Annotated in this window: 16 protein-coding genes and 6 tRNA genes; 13 read left to right on the top strand and 9 right to left on the bottom strand. The window is 62.2% G+C overall.

Annotation, left to right across the window (positions count from 1 at the left end):
• Positions 1 to 6 precede the first annotated feature (6 nt).
• Positions 7 to 756: a pyrimidine reductase family protein gene (locus tag ABX74_RS05560; protein WP_047888392.1), complete on the bottom strand. Its 750-nt coding sequence runs from the start codon at positions 754 to 756 to the stop codon at positions 7 to 9.
• Positions 757 to 799: 43 nt separating this feature from the next.
• Between ABX74_RS05560 and zapE the strand changes: the two genes are divergently transcribed.
• Positions 800 to 1816 (top strand): cell division protein ZapE, encoded by a 1017-nt coding sequence (zapE, locus tag ABX74_RS05555; RefSeq protein ID WP_019748277.1) that lies wholly within the window; start codon positions 800 to 802, stop codon positions 1814 to 1816.
• A 12-nt stretch (positions 1817 to 1828) separates the two neighbouring features.
• On the opposite strand, the gene ABX74_RS05550 is transcribed toward zapE, so the two are convergent.
• Both ABX74_RS05550 and ABX74_RS05545 read right to left on the bottom strand, forming a co-directional pair.
• Positions 1829 to 2362 carry a GNAT family N-acetyltransferase gene (locus ABX74_RS05550; protein WP_003942603.1) on the bottom strand — a complete coding sequence of 178 codons (534 nt, stop codon included), beginning with the start codon at positions 2360 to 2362 and terminating at the stop codon, positions 1829 to 1831.
• A 67-nt stretch (positions 2363 to 2429) separates the two neighbouring features.
• A complete protein-coding gene (locus tag ABX74_RS05545; protein WP_047888391.1) occupies positions 2430 to 3626 on the bottom strand; it encodes an MFS transporter in 1197 nt (398 codons plus the stop codon).
• 116 nt (positions 3627 to 3742) lie between these two features.
• Here ABX74_RS05545 and ABX74_RS05540 point away from each other — a divergent pair, with 116 nt between their 5' ends.
• Positions 3743 to 5128 carry a GH1 family beta-glucosidase gene (locus ABX74_RS05540; protein ID WP_047888390.1) on the top strand — a complete coding sequence of 462 codons (1386 nt, stop codon included), beginning with the start codon at positions 3743 to 3745 and terminating at the stop codon, positions 5126 to 5128.
• Between the two features lie 174 nt (positions 5129 to 5302).
• A complete protein-coding gene (locus tag ABX74_RS05535; protein ID WP_020907588.1) occupies positions 5303 to 5800 on the top strand; it encodes an alpha-isopropylmalate synthase regulatory domain-containing protein in 498 nt (165 codons plus the stop codon).
• 146 nt (positions 5801 to 5946) lie between these two features.
• On the opposite strand, the gene ABX74_RS05530 is transcribed toward ABX74_RS05535, so the two are convergent.
• The 5 genes from ABX74_RS05530 to ABX74_RS05510 form a co-directional block, all read right to left on the bottom strand.
• A tRNA-Val gene (locus ABX74_RS05530) sits at positions 5947 to 6021 on the bottom strand.
• A 16-nt stretch (positions 6022 to 6037) separates the two neighbouring features.
• Positions 6038 to 6113, bottom strand: a tRNA-Gly gene (locus ABX74_RS05525).
• A 92-nt stretch (positions 6114 to 6205) separates the two neighbouring features.
• Positions 6206 to 6280: transfer RNA gene (locus ABX74_RS05520), tRNA-Val, on the bottom strand.
• 1 nt (position 6281) lies between these two features.
• Positions 6282 to 6352 (bottom strand) — tRNA-Cys (locus tag ABX74_RS05515).
• Positions 6353 to 6377: 25 nt separating this feature from the next.
• Positions 6378 to 6450 (bottom strand) — tRNA-Gly (locus ABX74_RS05510).
• Between the two features lie 293 nt (positions 6451 to 6743).
• Between ABX74_RS05510 and ABX74_RS05505 the strand changes: the two genes are divergently transcribed.
• From ABX74_RS05505 to pdxS, 9 genes are all read left to right on the top strand, one after another.
• Positions 6744 to 6815, top strand: a tRNA-Val gene (locus ABX74_RS05505).
• Between the two features lie 203 nt (positions 6816 to 7018).
• Positions 7019 to 7471, top strand: a complete 453-nt coding sequence (locus tag ABX74_RS05500; protein ID WP_029255280.1) for a TIGR02611 family protein — start codon at positions 7019 to 7021, stop codon at positions 7469 to 7471.
• 133 nt (positions 7472 to 7604) lie between these two features.
• On the top strand, positions 7605 to 9662 hold the full coding sequence (gene thrS, locus ABX74_RS05495; protein WP_047888389.1) for a threonine--tRNA ligase: 2058 nt from the start codon (positions 7605 to 7607) through the stop codon (positions 9660 to 9662).
• The gene (locus ABX74_RS05490) at positions 9659 to 10213 is read left to right on the top strand and encodes an HIT family protein (RefSeq protein WP_019748284.1); all 555 of its coding nucleotides are present in this window, start codon (positions 9659 to 9661) and stop codon (positions 10211 to 10213) included. The genes thrS and ABX74_RS05490 overlap by 4 nt, the downstream gene beginning before the upstream one ends.
• A gap of 81 nt (positions 10214 to 10294) precedes the next feature.
• A complete protein-coding gene (pgsA, locus tag ABX74_RS05485) occupies positions 10295 to 10990 on the top strand; it encodes a phosphatidylinositol phosphate synthase (protein ID WP_020907628.1) in 696 nt (231 codons plus the stop codon).
• Positions 10987 to 11889 (top strand): phosphatidylinositol mannoside acyltransferase, encoded by a 903-nt coding sequence (locus tag ABX74_RS05480; RefSeq protein ID WP_019748286.1) that lies wholly within the window; start codon positions 10987 to 10989, stop codon positions 11887 to 11889. Before pgsA ends, ABX74_RS05480 begins: the two co-directional genes overlap by 4 nt.
• The gene (locus ABX74_RS05475) at positions 11886 to 13013 is read left to right on the top strand and encodes a glycosyltransferase family 4 protein (RefSeq protein WP_003943332.1); all 1128 of its coding nucleotides are present in this window, start codon (positions 11886 to 11888) and stop codon (positions 13011 to 13013) included. Before ABX74_RS05480 ends, ABX74_RS05475 begins: the two co-directional genes overlap by 4 nt.
• A complete protein-coding gene (locus ABX74_RS05470) occupies positions 13010 to 14032 on the top strand; it encodes an NUDIX hydrolase (RefSeq protein WP_047888388.1) in 1023 nt (340 codons plus the stop codon). The genes ABX74_RS05475 and ABX74_RS05470 overlap by 4 nt, the downstream gene beginning before the upstream one ends.
• A 170-nt stretch (positions 14033 to 14202) precedes the next feature.
• A complete protein-coding gene (pdxS, locus tag ABX74_RS05465) occupies positions 14203 to 15111 on the top strand; it encodes a pyridoxal 5'-phosphate synthase lyase subunit PdxS (RefSeq protein ID WP_003943338.1) in 909 nt (302 codons plus the stop codon).
• Between the two features lie 100 nt (positions 15112 to 15211).
• Here the strand turns inward: pdxS and ABX74_RS05460 are convergent, their stop codons facing one another.
• Positions 15212 to 15688, bottom strand: coding sequence for a RidA family protein (locus ABX74_RS05460; RefSeq protein WP_046379901.1), 477 nt, complete (start codon positions 15686 to 15688; stop codon positions 15212 to 15214).
• 161 nt (positions 15689 to 15849) lie between these two features.
• Here ABX74_RS05460 and ABX74_RS05455 point away from each other — a divergent pair, with 161 nt between their 5' ends.
• Positions 15850 to 16272: an NUDIX domain-containing protein gene (locus ABX74_RS05455; protein WP_021332940.1), complete on the top strand. Its 423-nt coding sequence runs from the start codon at positions 15850 to 15852 to the stop codon at positions 16270 to 16272.
• The last annotated feature ends 81 nt before the right edge of the window (positions 16273 to 16353 follow it).

Raw genomic sequence — 16353 nt, 5'->3', positions numbered from 1 at the left:
CCAGGTTCACCGACGTGGCTGCTGACGAACCCATCGAGTGAGGATCGTGCCGTCCGAATCGCCGAGAATGTGAGCGGGACGCATCGACGTGGGCATTGCATTGGGGGAGAGCGAGATTCGGCCGACTTTGCTCCCCACCAGTTGAGGTGAAGTGGTGATGCAAAGTTCGTCGACGGCATTGTCCTCGATCAACTGCCCGAAAAGTGACGGCCCTCCCTCACACAGCACGCGACGGAGCTTGCGAGCCGACAAGACCCTGTCGATGTCGCCGCTGCTGACATTCGGTGAGTCCGTCACCTCCACCTGCGCTCCGGCCGATCTCAGCGCTGAAATCGCTGCGCTGTCCGCGGCGCTACCGACAACAAGAATCGGCGGAATTTCGGTATCTCGTAGGAGCCGGCTTTCGGGGTCGATCGACGCGTGCGCCGAGACGACGAGGATCGGTGGGACCGGAGCGAGGCCGCCCGCCTTTCGTCGCGCCCGGGCTGCGTCCGAGATCTGCACACCCCCGTAGTTCTCGGCTCGCGCTGTGCCTGCGCCGACCACGACGACGTCACAAAGTTCGCGCAAGATCCCGAATACCGACTTGTCTGCAGGTGTGCCCAGTCCATGGCTCACTCCGTCGACGGAGACGCACCCGTCGATGCTGGAAACGAAGTTCACGCGCATCCAGGGTTGGGAGAGGTTCTCCGGATAGGCGTACAAGCCGCGGAGTTCGTCTTCGTGGCCTGGTGTGAAGTAGGTCGCAATATCCATACGGTGCACATGAGAGATCACATCACGTAGATACCCTTGACGGATGCATGAACGTCTTGTCGATCGCAGCCCGGTGGTACCCGCCGATCAACTGGTAGCTCAAATGGTGCCTCCCGCAATGTTCGACGAGGTGAGTTTTGCCTCCTACATTCCTGATCCGAAGGAACCGAGCCAGGCAGCTGCTGTCGCCAAGGCCGAGGAATTCTCCAAGCGCGTAACCAAGATCCGTAGTGGTGGACGCCGCGGACTGTTCGGCAAGAAGACCCAGGCGACCGGCGCCGGCCTGTACCTCGACGGCGGGTTCGGTGTCGGTAAGACTCACTTGCTGGCGTCGATCTTCCACAGCGTCCCGTCGCCGAAGGCTTTCGGAACCTTCGTCGAGCTGACACACGTCGTCGGCGCTCTCGGCTTCAACAAAGCGGTCGAAGCGCTCGCCGACCACAGCGTTCTCTGCATCGACGAGTTCGAGCTCGACGATCCGGGCGACACCATGCTCGTCTCTCGCCTCCTTTCGGAGCTTTCCGCGCGCGGCGTGTCCATCGTCGCGACGTCGAACACCCTTCCCGGCCAGCTCGGTGAGGGTCGCTTCGCGGCTCAGGACTTCCTGCGTGAGATCAAGAAGCTCGGCTCGATCTTCGAGACGATTCGCGTCGACGGCCCCGACTACCGTCACCGCGATCTCCCGCCCGCACCGGAGCCCATCTCCTCGGAGGAATTGGTCTCTCGGGCCGAGGCGATCGACGGCGCCACGCTCGACAACTTCGACGAGCTGTGCAAGCACCTCAGCACACTGCATCCGTCGCGCTACAACAAGTTGGTCGAGGGGGTGAAGGCGGTCTTCATCGACGGCGTTCACCCGGCCACGGATCAGTCTGTTGCACTGCGCATCGTGGTTCTCGCCGACCGCTTGTACGACGCGAGCATCCCGGTCACCGTTTCCGGCGCACGCCTCGACGAGATCTTCACTCCCGAGATGCTTGCCGGTGGGTACAAGAAGAAGTACCTGCGCGCGACCTCGCGTCTGCTCGCACTTTCTCGTTTCGAGGTCGCGGCCGGCTGATCTGCAGGCCTGTCAGCTGACGGGGCGCTCCATCACGAAATCGTGGTGGAGTTGTGCCCCCACGAGAAACGTCTTCGTGCCGACCTGGGTGAAGCCGTGTTTGGCGTAGAACTTCTGGGCGCGCAGATTTTCCTGATTGACACCCAGCCAGATCCCGGCACTTCCGCTGCGTCGTGCATGGTCGACAACCGCGTCCATCAGGGATGCTGCCGCGCCGGTTCCGTGGTTTCCCGGAAGCACGTACAACTTGCTCAGTTCCGTCGTCGGGCGAAGTGTCACAGCAGCTTTGACGTCCGGATCGGCGGGCTCGTCGTCGACGAGCATCGCGTAGCCGACGATCGAGCCGTCGCGAATGACCTTGAGAACGGTTCGTGTCGGGTCCGTCAGATACTCGGAGAACTTGTCGACCGAGAGAACGTTGTCGATGAAGGCACTGATGTCGTCGTCGGATGCGTCCGGCGGACAAGCCAGCGGAAACGTCACCGCTGCCACGTCGGCGATTGCTTCGGAATCCCAGATTCCGGCCCGGTCAACGGTGATCGTCACGTCAGTTTCTACCTCTCGCGCACATGATTCGGTTGATCAAGTACACCACCTTCGTCGAGCGTGATGCTCAAGCGGCGTTCTCGGCGACCGGCGTCGTGGCTCGTTTCGGTGCGAACGCGGGAGCAAGGACTATCAAGATCGCGCAGAACGCCAGCGGAATCAGGAACCCGATTCGAAGGTCACTGAAGGCAGCGACCGCGCCGACGATGCCGCCGCCGACCACCGTGCCGACGTAGTTGAAGAGGTTGATGCGTGCGATCACCGCGTCGACCTGATCCGGGGGAGCCATCCGTCCGGCGGCGCTGAAGCAGATCGGGGCGATTACCGGTACGCCGAGGCCGACGATCAGGAAGCCGGCGATGGCAACGGCGGGAGATTGCGCGAGGACAACGATCGTCATGCCGACCACGCCGATGAGAGAGCCGATCCGCACGACGGTGGTCTCACCGAACTTGCCGACCCAGTAGTCGCCGGTCAGTCGTGCGACCAGTGCCGCGATTTGGTACGCCGCCACGGAAAGGGCGGCCGTCCCGGCGTCGGCGAGCAGTTCGTCCTTGACGTACAGCGTCGACCAGTTTCCGACGCTGAAGTCGACCGCATAGAACAATGCCATCGCGACGCCGAGCAGGACGAAGGCGCGGGTGGGTACGGTGAATTTCGCGGTGCTCGTGATGTTTGCATCGGCAACCGGAGACTCGGAGCGATCGAGCAGTTGCGGGCCGAAGGCCAGAAGCATCAGTCCGACAACAACTCCCGCGATCACCTGCGTTATGCGGATCGAGATGTCGAGGCTTGCGGTAGCAGAGATGAACAGAGCGCCGACAATCGCTCCGACGCTCCAGGAAGCATGGAACGAGGAGAGGATGAAGCGGCCCTTGGCGTGTTGGATCGAGACTGCCTGCATGTTGGCGGCGGCGTCGACCATGCCGAGTCCGATGCCGTAGATCGCCAGGAAGACGAAGAACATCGCCGCGTTGGGCGCGATTCCGGTTGCCCCGCCGAAGACTGCGATGACGGCGAGTCCGGTTCGCAGAGTCATCTTGCTCGACGTTCTCACGGCCAGAATCTCGGCGAGCACGCTGCCGAGCCCGGCGATGACGGACACGGTGACAACCGCAACCACAACCAGTGTCTCGCTCAGATCGAACAAATCCTTGTACTGCGGCAGCTGCGTCAGAATGGCGGCGAGCAGAAATCCTTGAAGTCCGAAGGCCACCGAAGTGGCGATCCGAGCCCTCGTCAGGGTGCGGGTGTTATCCGTCATCAAGCAGGGCCTTTGTCTCGTTCGTTCGGTTAGGCCGAACGGTACTGGATCTTGATACTGGTCGAGTGTCCAACAAAGCTGCGTGTTTTGCACGGTTCTTTGATTAACTGACCGACATGACTCGGCAGCCGACACCAGAATTTCCGTCTTCCTTCGTCTGGGGAACCGCCACCGCGGCTTACCAAATCGAAGGAGCTGTGGCCGAAGACGGTCGCGGACCGTCGATTTGGGACGAGTTCTGTGACCGCCCCGGTGTAGTCGTCGGGGGCGACACCGGAGCGGTTGCTGCCGATCATTATCACCGCTGGGAATCGGATATCGAGTTGATGAAAGACCTCGGGCTCGACGCTTATCGGCTGTCCCTGTCGTGGTCGCGAATTCTGCCCACCGGATCGGGGGCCGTGAATGCGAAAGGGCTCGACTTCTACGACCGCCTGATCGATCGACTGTGTTCGGTGGGAATTACTCCTGCCGTCACTCTCTTTCACTGGGATCTGCCCCTCGCACTGCAAGAGCAGGGCGGCTGGATGAACCGAGACACCTCGTACCGGCTGGGGGAGTACGCCCAGGTCGTCGGCGAACGGTTGTCCGATCGCGTCGGAATGTGGATGCCGCTCAACGAACCGGTAGTGCACACGCTCTACGGTCATGCCCTGGGAGTTCATGCCCCCGGCCTGGCCTTGGGGTTCGAGGCTTTCCAAGCCGCACATCACCAGCTGCTCGGGCACGGCCTCGCTGTCGAAGCGCTTCGGGCAACCGGATGCACGAACATCGGAATCGCCTCGAACCATGCACCGGTGCGGGCCGCTTCCGATTCCCCGGAAGACGTGATGGCTGCCGACATCTACGACCACGTCGTCAATTGGATGTTCGCCGACCCGATATTGGTCGGTAAGTACCCCGCCGACGAATTCGCTCAGCTGCTCAGCGGTCCCGTCGACGAGGACTTGAAAATCATCGGGGCGCCGCTGGACTGGTACGGGATCAACTACTACGAGCCGACGATGATTGCCGCTCCGGTGGAAGGCCAGGGGACCGAAGGTGTGCTCGAGGTCGACCTACCGCCGGGCCTGCCCTTTGCGCCTGTCGCGATTACCGGTTATCCCACAACCGATTTCGGATGGCCGATCGTTCCCGAAGGGCTGGGTGAGATCCTGCGGACGTTCCAGACTCGGTTCGGTGACGCACTGCCGCCGATCTACATCACGGAAAGCGGATGTTCATTCCACGACGCACCGGATGCCGCAGGCGTCGTCGAGGACGAAGCGCGAATCAACTACCACGACGCGCACCTTCGCGCCCTCCAATCGGCTATGGACGACGGTGTCGACGTCCGTGGCTATTTTGTGTGGTCACTCCTCGACAACTTCGAATGGGCTGCGGGATACAAAGAGCGATTCGGCCTGGTACACGTCGATTTCGACACCCAGAAGCGCACACCGAAGACCTCGTTCGAGTGGTATCGCGCCCTGATCGCCGAGCATAAATCGGCTCAGCTCTGACCTGTGCGGAGGCGGTCTGGGTTGCATTCTCGAACCGGGCCGCCTAGCCTCGTCTCTCATGAAGCGAATTCTCGTAGTAAGCCGCCGTAGCGGGGTCTGAATCGGACCGACCCCTCGCTGCGGGTCGTCTTGCTACCAGTTGGTCCTCCACTTCATTCCAGGAAGACCACGATCATGACTTACAACTTCGCCTTCGCTTCTGATTCTGCCTTCGCTTCTGATTCTTCTTCTACCGCTGCTGATCCTTTCGCGGCGCGTCACGGAAAATCTCTGCCAGCCGGCCTGCGTGCCGAATGCTCAGCGATGTCTTGGACCGAGTTCGAGTCCACGTATGCGGCTATGAGCGGCCCGATCCGTTTGGGCGCGTGGTCCTCCGAGAAGATTGCGCCGGGTCGTTGGACTTTCGAAGCGACTCTCGGTCTGGGGGAGCGCATCCAGAAGGCTTCCGCCACCTCGACTGGCGCGATCTCGGCCATGACGTCGATGCTGCACGACGCGGGAATCTCGCTCGAGATCCTGTCTTTCCATCAGCACCAGATCGGCCACCGCACGGCGACGTTCATCTTTACCGAGTGCGACGGCCGTCGGAGCTGGGCGATGGGGATTGCGGAGTCGTCGACTGAGTCCTCGCTGCGCGCGATGACTTCGGCAGCGAACCGCTTCTCTCACTGATCAGTTACAACAATCTGATCAGCTACATCAACCGCAGTACTGACGTGGATTCCCGAGAGGGCTTGCGTCTGTACTGCGGTTGATGTGTTCGGCGCTCGAACGCAAAAAGCCGGAACCTCGAGGTTCCGGCTTCTTGCATTCTCAAATGGTGCGCGATACTGGGATTGAACCAGTGACCTCTTCCGTGTCAGGGAAGCGCTCTCCCGCTGAGCTAATCGCGCGGGTTCTGGAGAAAAATGGAGCGGACGACGGGATTCGAACCCGCGACCCCAACCTTGGCAAGGTTGTGCGCTACCAGCTGCGCCACGTCCGCATGAGCAATGAACTCCGTTACCGGAACTCAGTACTTTTCTAACTTATCAGACCTGCAAGCAGGTCTTGACCATCAGGCCCGAGGGCCTGACGTGGTGCGCGATACTGGGATTGAACCAGTGACCTCTTCCGTGTCAGGGAAGCGCTCTCCCGCTGAGCTAATCGCGCGAGGTGGAGACGGGAATCGAACCCGTGTGCACGGCTTTGCAGGCCGTTGCCTCACCACTCGGCCACTCCACCGTAAAAGGTTGAGTCACACCTCTCGAGCGGACGACGGGATTCGAACCCGCGACCCCAACCTTGGCAAGGTTGTGCGCTACCAGCTGCGCCACGTCCGCATCGCACCGTGTTGCTTGGGGAGCTGCTCGCTCTCCTCGGTGCGTTGGAAACATTAGCCGACCGTGTCGGATACACACAAATCACCAGCTCAGTGGCGTGTTCGGAGTCGAATCGGCCCGTCGCGCGCGTTGCAACTGCCCGTCTTGGCGATGAATACGGTCTGAAATCAGCTCGAATTCGGAGATTTCGGGGTCGCCTGGGGCAAAACGAATGCCAACCTGGTGATTCGTATTCATCGCGCAGCCGTGTTAATGTTCCAACTCGTTCGAGCGCATGCGTTCGGATGACTTACGGTCCCGTGGCTCAGTGGGAGAGCGTCCGCTTCACACGCGGAAGGTCGCTGGTTCGATCCCAGCCGGGACCACAGAAAAACACTGAAGGCGTTCCCGATCATCGGGGACGCCTTCAGTCGTTTGAGAGCACAGCTGTTTGAGAGCACAGTCGTTTGAGAGCACAGCTGTTCGAGGGCACGGTTGTTTCGGCATGCAGACCGTCGTCGCAGGTCGCCTGCCGATGATTTCGGTAGCCTGGTCGAAGAGACATTTCGCGACCGAAAAGGTGACCGACTTGAGTACCGAAAAGGTCGATTCTCCCGTCGACGATTCAGACCTGTCCGTCTTCCAAGACGCAGAGTCCCGCTGGGAGCGGTGGCGCGCTGGAATCGCCGCGCGGCCCACCCTCAATCTTGCGTACCGCATCGGCGTCGGAGTCGTGGGCACGATCGTGTTCGCAGCAGGCATCGTGGCTATTCCGTACCCCGGGCCCGGTTGGCTCATCGTCTTCGCCGGCCTCGGCATACTGGCGTCGGAGTTCGCGTGGGCACATCGACTCCTTCATTTCGCGAAGGCTCGATACGACAGGTTCATGGAATGGTTCGGCAAGCAGTCGCTGTTCGTCAAGGGGTTGGGCGTTCTGTTCACCACAGTGATCGTCCTGGCGACTTTGTGGGTGCTCGGCACCTTCGGCCTGATCGGGACATGGGTGGGCCTGGACTACTCGTGGCTCGAGTCGCCACTGTGAGCTGAACGCGGCCCGGTTTCCTTCACTCGGTTGTCTCACCATGTCGGTAGGGCCGATAACATGATCGTGCGCGTGCTCGCAGTGGGTACGACGCCTGTCTAACTTGTCGCAATACCTTTAGGAGCACATCGCCGTGACCAGTCCCGCGCCAGAGCACTCAGCCGCCCCACTTCGGGTGCCCGCGGGGACGACCGCCGGGACTGCAGTGCGCGAAGCCGGATACCCCACGAAGGGGCCAGACGTGATCGTCGTTGTCCGCGATGGCGAGGGAACGCTCAAGGATCTGTCGTGGACACCTGAGGTCGATGTCGACGTCGAGCCGGTGGCAGCATCCACCGAGGACGGCCGCAGCGTCATCCGGCACTCCGCTGCCCACGTCCTCGCGCAGGCGGTCCAGAAGGAATTCCCCGACGCGAAGCTCGGCATCGGTCCGCCGATCAAGGATGGCTTCTACTACGACTTCGCGGTGGACCGCCCGTTCACTCCGGAGGATCTGGCCAAGCTCGAAAAGCGTATGAAGCAGATCATCAAGGGATCGCAGCGTTTCTCGCGTCGAGTGGTCGATTCGATCGAGGACGCTCGGGTCGAGTTGGCCGACGAGCCTTTCAAGCTCGAACTGATCGACGACAAGTCCGGTATCGACGATCCCGAGATCATGGAGGTGGGCGGCAACGAGCTGACCATCTACGACAATCTCGATCCGCGCACTGGCGACAAGATCTGGTCCGATCTGTGCCGCGGCCCGCATATTCCGACCACGAAGCACATTCCGGCCTTCAAGTTGACCCGAAGCTCCGCCGCCTACTGGCGTGGCAACCAGGACAACGCCGATCTTCAGCGTGTCTACGGCACCGCGTGGGAGTCCACCGAGGCTCAGGACGAGTACCTCGAACTGCTCGCCGAGGCCGAGCGTCGTGATCACCGCAAGCTCGGTACCGAACTGGACCTCTTCAGCTTCCCCGACGAGCTCGGTTCGGGTCTGCCGGTGTTCCATCCCAAGGGCGGCATCATCCGCACCGAGATGGAGAACTACTCGCGCAGCCGCCACATCGAGGCGGGCTACGAGTTCGTCAACACTCCGCACATCACCAAGGGGCATCTGTACGAGGTTTCCGGTCACCTCGACTGGTACCGCGACGGAATGTTCCCGGCGATGCACGTCGACGAGGAACTGAACGAGGACGGCACCGTGCGCAAGCCGGGTCAGGACTACTACCTCAAGCCGATGAACTGCCCGATGCACAACCTGATCTTCCGTGCTCGCGGACGCTCGTACCGTGAATTGCCGTTGCGGCTCTTCGAATTCGGCTCGGTCTACCGCTACGAGAAGTCCGGCGTCATCCACGGCCTGACCCGTGTGCGCGGCATGACCCAGGACGACGCTCACATCTACTGCACCCGTGAGCAGATGCGCGACGAGCTGACCACCACCCTGCAGTTCGTTCTGAACCTGCTCAAGGACTACGGCCTCGACGACTTCTACCTCGAACTGTCCACCAAGAACCCGGACAAGTTCGTCGGTAGCGACGACGTCTGGGAAGAGGCGACCGCAACGCTCGCCGAGGTCGGCGAAGCTTCTGGCCTGACTCTGGTGCCGGATCCGGGTGGAGCCGCGTTCTACGGTCCCAAGATCTCCGTTCAGGTCAAGGACGCACTCGGCCGCACCTGGCAGATGTCGACCATTCAGCTCGACTTCAACCTGCCCGAGCGGTTCGAACTCGAATACACCGGCAACGACGGCGTCAAGACTCGTCCGGTCATGATCCACCGCGCGCTGTTCGGCTCGATCGAGCGGTTCTTCGGTGTCCTGACCGAGCACTACGCGGGCGCGTTCCCGGCGTGGCTGGCGCCGGTACAGGTCGTCGGAATTCCGGTGGCCGAGGCCTTCGCCGATCACCTGTTCGACGTCACGAAGAAGCTCAAGGCAGCCGGTGTTCGCGCCGAGGTCGATTTCAGTGATGACCGGATGCAGAAGAAGATCCGTAACCACACCACGCAAAAGGTCCCGTTCATGCTCCTCGCGGGCGAGCGTGACGTGGAAGCCGGCGCGGTCAGCTTCCGTTTCCGTGACGGCACCCAGATCAACGGAATTCCCGTCGACGACGCCGTCCGGATCGTCACCGAGTGGATCGGCCGCCGCGAGAATGCCTCGCCGACAGCCGAACTGGTGCAGCCAAGCGTGGCGCAGTGAGCGCCCCCGGTGACGATGGTCCGGGTTCGCTGATCGACCACGGCGTCGGCGATCCTGATCATTTGCAGCGTATTTGGTCGCCACATCGGATGTCGTACATCACCGAGGCGCCCAACACCCCGGGTACGACGGGTGAACCGTTCATCGACATTCCGAAAATGTCGGACGAGGAAGGGTTGATCGTCGCCCGCGGTGAACACGTCTACGCGGTCTTGAACTTGTACCCGTACAACCCGGGTCACCTGATGGTGGTGCCGTACCGCAAGGTCGCGGCCCTCGAAGACCTCACGCCGGAGGAGAGCGCCGAGTTGATGGCGTTCACCCAGCGTGCGTTGCGGGTGATCAAGAGCGTGTCGAATCCGCACGGATTCAACGTCGGTCTGAATCTCGGTGCTGCCGCGGGCGGTTCGCTGTCCGAGCACCTTCACCAACACGTAGTGCCACGTTGGGGCGGCGACGCCAACTTCATCACCGTGCTCGGTGGGGTCAAGGTGATGCCGCAATTGCTGCGGGAGACCAGGGGACTACTCGCCGGTGCCTGGCAACAATAGGTTGATGCATCCGGCTTCATGGCAGGATGCATTGCTGCAACGAGTTCCGAACCGGAACTCACGACGGGGAGGGTTCCTGCGGTGTTGAGCTTCTTCGGGCGCGCATCGGTGTCCAAGGTGACGGCACCTATGGGGAAGGCGCTGGTCAAGACCGGTCTGACGCCGGACTCGGTGACGGTGATCGGCACGGTGGCAAGCGTCGCCGGTGCGGTGACGCTGTTTCCGTCCGGACATCTGTTCTGGGGAACCTTGTTCATCTGGTTCTTCGTCATGTTCGACATGCTCGACGGCGCAATGGCTCGTGCTCGCGGCGGCGGAACGCGGTACGGGGCGGTACTGGACGCGACCTGCGACCGCGTGGCCGACGGCGCGATTTTTGCCGGCCTGGCCTGGTGGGCGGTCTACCACGAGAACAGCAAGTGGCTGCTCGTCGCGACGCTCATCTGCCTCGTCACCTCGCAGGTCATCTCGTACGCGAAGGCGCGCGCGGAGGCGAGCGGGCTGACTGCGGACGGCGGGTGGATCGAGCGCCCGGACCGACTGATCATCGTGTTGGTCGGATCTGGCCTGACAGGTATGGGTCTACCGTGGGCGATTCACATCGCGATGTGGGTACTTGCCGCCGGAAGTATCGTGACGGTCTTCCAACGAGTGCTCGCGGTGCGCAATTCGCCTGGCGCCCGGGAACTTCTGCCGATCGCCCCGGCGGCATCGACGGTCGAAGGCGCGGCGGGCACCGAGGGCGATCCCAAGCCTGAAGGTGAGGCAGAGCAGTGAGTTTTTCCGAGCGCGCAACCGATCTGGGATATGCCGCGGGTTGGCGGTTGGTGAGAAGCCTGCCGGAATCGGTGGCGGTCAAGCTGTTCGACGCCGGAGCGGATTTCGCGGTACGCAAGGGCGGACCCGAACAACTCAGGAAGAACCTCGCGAGAGTTCTGGGCACGACGCCGGCGGAAGTTCCGGATCAGTTGATCAAGGATTCGATGCGCTCGTACGCCCGGTATTGGCGTGAGGCGTTCCGTCTTCCGTCGATGGATCTGGTCGCGACCGGTAAAGCGCTGCATGCGCTGGTCGAGGGCCAGGAACATCTGGAAAAGGCAATGGCAGCAGGTCATGGCGCGGTATTGGCGCTGCCCCACAGCGGTAATTGGGACATGGCCGGCGTGTGGTGTGTTCAGCAATGGGGTGGGTTGACCTCCGTTGCCGAGCGGCTCAAGCCCGAATCCCTGTACGAACGGTTTGTCGAATACCGCGAGAGTCTCGGTTTCGAGATCTTTCCGCTCAGCGGCGGGGAGCATCCACCGTTCGTCGAACTCTCCAAGCATCTGCGCGAGAACAAGATCGTGTGCCTGCTGGGGGAGCGCGATCTGGCGAAGAAGGGTGTGCCCGTCACATTCTTCGGAGAACCCACTCGCATGCCCGCCGGCCCGGCGAAGCTCGCGATCGATACCGGCGCGCCGCTACTTCCGGTCCACTGCTGGTTCACTCCCGACGGTTGGGGTTTCAAGATCGACCCGCCGATCGACGTATCCGGCGGAGTCGGCCCGGCCACGCAGGCACTTGCCGACCGTTTCGCGGTCAACATCGCAGCGCACCCCGCTGACTGGCACATGCTTCAGCCGCTGTGGCGCTCCGACCTCTCCGAATCGAGGCTCGCCCGCATGGAGGGTGAATGAAGATCGGCATGATCTGCCCGTACTCCTTCGACGTCCCCGGTGGTGTGCAGGCGCACGTGGTGGATCTGGCCGAGGTGCTGATCGAACGTGGTCACAAAGTGAGTGTGCTTGCGCCGTCGTCCGATGACGACGAGTTGCCGGATTTTGTGGTTTCCGCAGGTAAAGCCGTCGCGATTCCCTACAACGGTTCTGTTGCGCGGTTGTCTTTCGGCCCGACGGCGAACAACCGCCTCCGCAAGTTCATCGCGGAAGGTGACTTCGACGTTCTACATATCCACGAACCCAATGCGCCGAGTCTGTCCATGCTCGCGTTGCGTATCGCGGAAGGCCCGATCGTCGCCACCTTCCACACGTCAACCACGAAGTCGTTGGTGCTGAGCACTTTTCAGGGTGTCTTGGCTCCGTATCTCGAGAAGATCAGTGGCCGGATCGCAGTCTCGGAGTTGGCGCGTCGTTGGCAGGTCGAGTCCCTCGGATCCGATGCGGTCGAAATTCCCAACGGCGTCGATGTCGCAGCGTTTGCCGAGGCCGATCTGTTGCCCGGCTACCCGCGCGAAGGTGGAACCATTCTGTTCCTCGGTCGCTACGACGAACCGCGCAAGGGGATGGCCGTACTACTCGGTGCGTTGCCGGAGTTGGTCGAGCGTCACCCGGATCTCGAAGTGATCGTGGTCGGACGCGGCGACGAGGAGAAACTCCGCAAAGAGGCGGGCAAGTACTTCAAGCATCTCCGCCTGCTCGGGCAGGTCAGTGACGAGGAGAAAGCGTCGGCGCTTCGCAGTGCGGACGTCTACTGCGCGCCCAATCTCGGCGGTGAGAGCTTCGGGATCGTGCTGGTCGAGGCGATGGCGGCTGGCACTGCCGTCGTGGCCAGTGAGTTGGACGCTTTCCGCCGTGTTCTTCGCGACGGTCAGGCCGGCTTGCTGGTCCCCATCGGGAACTCCGATGCCTTGGCCGAGGCAATCGATTCCGTTCTCGGTGACCCGGATCGACGACGCGCGCTGGTCAACACCGCGACAAGTGTTGTTGCCGAATACGACTGGCCGGTGGTGGCCGAACAGATCCTGCGTGTCTACGAGACCGTCACGGTTGGCGGCACCGGCGTACGCGTGGTGGGGTCATGACCTTCTCCGCTCTGACGATCTTCATTCTCGGGCTCGTCGCTGCCGTCGTCCTGGTCGTCGGACTGTGGGCGTACGGGACGGCGAACCGACTCGATCGACTGCATGTGCGTTCGGATCAGTCGTGGTTGGCGCTCGATGCGGCTCTGTCCCGTCGTGCCGCGGTTGTCCGCGCGGCGGCTGTGGACATGAGCGCCGACGACGCCCGCAGATTCGTCACCTTGGCGGACGCCGCCGAACGTGCGGATCGTCAGGATCGCGAGCTTGCCGAGAACCGGCTGTCCAATGCTCTCGCTGCCTACGGCACGACGTCGCTGCGACCTCAACTGGTGGCCGAGTTGGCCGATGCCGAGGCGAGGGTCCTGATCGCTCGGCGGTTCCACAACGACGCGGTGCGCGACACTCTCGCGTTGCGTACGCGTCGACTTGTTCGCTGGCTGCACCTCGGGGGAACGGCACCGCTACCTCAGTACTTCGAGATATCGGAGCGCACGACCGCGGCGGCGGTGCCCGAGGGCATCACCGTCGACACGTCGCGGACCTCCGCCCGCGTGGTGATGCTGGACGAGGAGGATCGGGTGCTGCTGTTGCGCGGCCACGATCCCAAAATCCCGAACACTTACTTCTGGTTCACCGTCGGTGGCGGGCTCGAACGCGGCGAACATCTGCGAGCGGCCGCGGTTCGTGAGATCGAGGAGGAAACGGGGTTCAAGGTAGCGCCGGAGAATCTGCGAGGTCCGCTTTGGCGTCGGGTGGCGATCTTCCCGTTCGACGGTGAGCTGATCCGTTCGGAAGAGCTGTTCTTCGCTACGCGCACTCACGGCTTCGAGCCGGTCTTCCAAGGCCACACGGAATTGGAACAGCGTGCCATCACCGGCCATCGCTGGTGCAGCGCCGACGAGATCCGCCGACTGGCCAAGTCCGGTGAGCCCGTCTACCCGTTGGATCTGGCAAACCTCCTGGTGGAGGCCGTGACGATTGCGGACGGTTCCGAGGATCCGGAAGTGCGTTCCATCCGCTGATCGTTCGGTCGTTCAGTGCTCGCGGCCGTTTAAGGCCAGCAATGGCAAATTGGATACGGAATCGAAGGCCGGTTCGTCCTAGAGTTCTGGCCAGAGGCCTCCGAGCGAATGAACCCGTGTGTTCGCCGTGCCTTGTTTCTTTCGTCACGCCACTACTGCAGGAGTTTGCTGTGAGCACCCCCGACTCTGCCCCCACCACCGCCATCGGCACCGCCCGCGTCAAGCGCGGCATGGCTGAAATGCTCAAGGGCGGTGTGATCATGGACGTGGTCACCGCTGAGCAGGCCAAGATCGCCGAAGACGCAGGCGCCGTCGCCGTCATGGCACTCGAGCGGGTCCCCGCAGACATTCGCGCACAGGGCGGCGTCTCGCGCATGAGTGACCCGGACATGATCGACAGCATCATCTCCACCGTCAGCATCCCCGTCATGGCGAAGGCACGCATCGGTCACTTCGTCGAAGCGCAGATCCTGCAGAGCCTCGGCGTCGACTACATCGACGAGTCCGAGGTCCTGACCCCGGCCGACTACGCCAACCACATCGACAAGTGGAAGTTCACCGCTCCCTTCGTGTGTGGCGCCACCAACCTCGGTGAAGCGCTCCGTCGCATCAACGAAGGCGCGGCCATGATCCGCTCGAAGGGTGAAGCCGGCACCGGAGACGTCTCCAACGCCACCACACACATGCGCACCATCCGCGGCGAGATCCGCCGGTTGACCTCGCTGAGCGAGGACGAACTGTACGTAGCCGCCAAGGAACTGCAGGCCCCGTACGAACTGGTCGTCGAGGTCGCCAAGGCCGGCAAGCTGCCTGTCACCATGTTCACCGCCGGCGGCATCGCCACCCCGGCAGACGCTGCGATGATGATGCAGCTCGGCGCCGAGGGCGTCTTCGTCGGATCAGGTATCTTCAAGTCCGGCAACCCGAAGCAGCGCGCTGAGGCCATCGTCAAGGCCACCACGTTCTACGACGACCCGGACGTGCTCGCCAAGGTCTCGCGCGGACTCGGCGAGGCAATGGTCGGCATCAACGTCGACGACCTGCCCGTCGGACACCGCCTCGCAGAGCGCGGTTGGTGACAGCAGGTCCGACGACCGGGCTCAGTGCCTGAAAGTCTTTACACAAGAAGGGGCGGCGGTTGCATTGGCAACCGTCGCCCCTTCGGGGTGTGGCGGACCGTCAGATGCTGTCCGATACCTCGAACACGAACTCGACCTCGACGGCACTGTTTCGGGGGAGTTCGGCCACGCCGATCGCAGAGCGGGCGTGCTGTCCAGCGGTACCGAAGATCTCGGCCAGCAGGTCGGACGCACCGTTGATCACCTGGGGTTGCTGCGAGAATCCGGATCCCGAAGCAACAAATCCAACGACCTTGACGACCCGAACGATGCGGTCGAGACCGACCAAGGCATCAACGGCCGCGAGTCCGTTGAGAGTGCACAACCGCGCCGCCTGGGCGGCGTCTTCGACGGAGACGCCCTCGCCCAACTTGCCGATGCACGTCGTAGTGCCCTCGACGAGCGGCAATTGCCCCGACGTGTAGACGTATGACCCCGTCTGAACGGCGGGAAGGTATGAGCCTGCGGGGGTGGCAACAGGCGGGAGGGTCAGGTCGAGTGCGGCGAGTCGTGCGGTCCAGGTACTTGCGTCGTTCATCGGTTCCTCAATGGGTTCTTTTGTCCGGGAATGGTGTTCGAGTCTGTCATCGGGAGTCTCGGCAAGTCCAAGTCGTATTTGCGCCCACCCCATCACTTTTGGTGATATTCGCCGTCGTCGGATTCAAATGGTGTTCGAGTTGGCCACCTAAACTGTGTCGTATGTCGTCAATTCGTAACATCTCACTGGGGATACCTGTCCGTTCCGGTCATGTACTCATGCTCGACGGCACGGACTCTGTCACGGGGGAGAACTTTCATCGATTGATCGGTGGCGGTATCGAGTTCGGTGAGACGGCCGAGGCAGCGCTGCGACGCGAGTTCGCGGAGGAACTCGGTGTCAGGTTGGGAAGCGTCGAGTTGCTCGAGGTCGTCGAGAACATCTTCGAGTTCGAGGGGCGACCTGGGCATGAGATTGTCCATGTCTTTGCAGTCGACTCAGCTGACATCGATGCGTTTCCGCTCGACGTGCAACTCCGAGTCCTCGACGAAGGTAGTCCAGTCCACTGGGTATTGAGTGGTGGGTCCGACCGCCCTATCTACCCGGCCGAAGCTGCCCGCATTATCAACGCCCTGGTTCAGTAGGGGAATCCGTTGCCGGAACACGAGTGGCCGCAAAGGTTGCTCCGCAACAATTTTCGGTCAATCGGGATTGTTCGGACTGAT

This window comes from Rhodococcus sp. ARP2 (genome assembly GCF_001029585.1).
GTDB lineage: Bacteria > Actinomycetota > Actinomycetes > Mycobacteriales > Mycobacteriaceae > Rhodococcus_F > Rhodococcus_F erythropolis.
Note: the sequence above shows the minus strand (reverse complement) of the source record. Positions and strands in the feature narration are given on the sequence as shown.

Coding starts and splice junctions, on each gene's coding strand:
- ABX74_RS05560 (WP_047888392.1), bottom strand. CDS start 756: ATGGATATTGCGACCTACTTCACACCAGGCCACGAAGACGAACTCCGC.
- zapE (WP_019748277.1), top strand. CDS start 800: ATGCATGAACGTCTTGTCGATCGCAGCCCGGTGGTACCCGCCGATCAA.
- ABX74_RS05545 (WP_047888391.1), bottom strand. CDS start 3,626: ATGACGGATAACACCCGCACCCTGACGAGGGCTCGGATCGCCACTTCG.
- ABX74_RS05540 (WP_047888390.1), top strand. CDS start 3,743: ATGACTCGGCAGCCGACACCAGAATTTCCGTCTTCCTTCGTCTGGGGA.
- ABX74_RS05535 (WP_020907588.1), top strand. CDS start 5,303: ATGACTTACAACTTCGCCTTCGCTTCTGATTCTGCCTTCGCTTCTGAT.
- ABX74_RS05475 (WP_003943332.1), top strand. CDS start 11,886: ATGAAGATCGGCATGATCTGCCCGTACTCCTTCGACGTCCCCGGTGGT.
- ABX74_RS05470 (WP_047888388.1), top strand. CDS start 13,010: ATGACCTTCTCCGCTCTGACGATCTTCATTCTCGGGCTCGTCGCTGCC.
- ABX74_RS05460 (WP_046379901.1), bottom strand. CDS start 15,688: ATGAACGACGCAAGTACCTGGACCGCACGACTCGCCGCACTCGACCTG.
- ABX74_RS05455 (WP_021332940.1), top strand. CDS start 15,850: ATGTCGTCAATTCGTAACATCTCACTGGGGATACCTGTCCGTTCCGGT.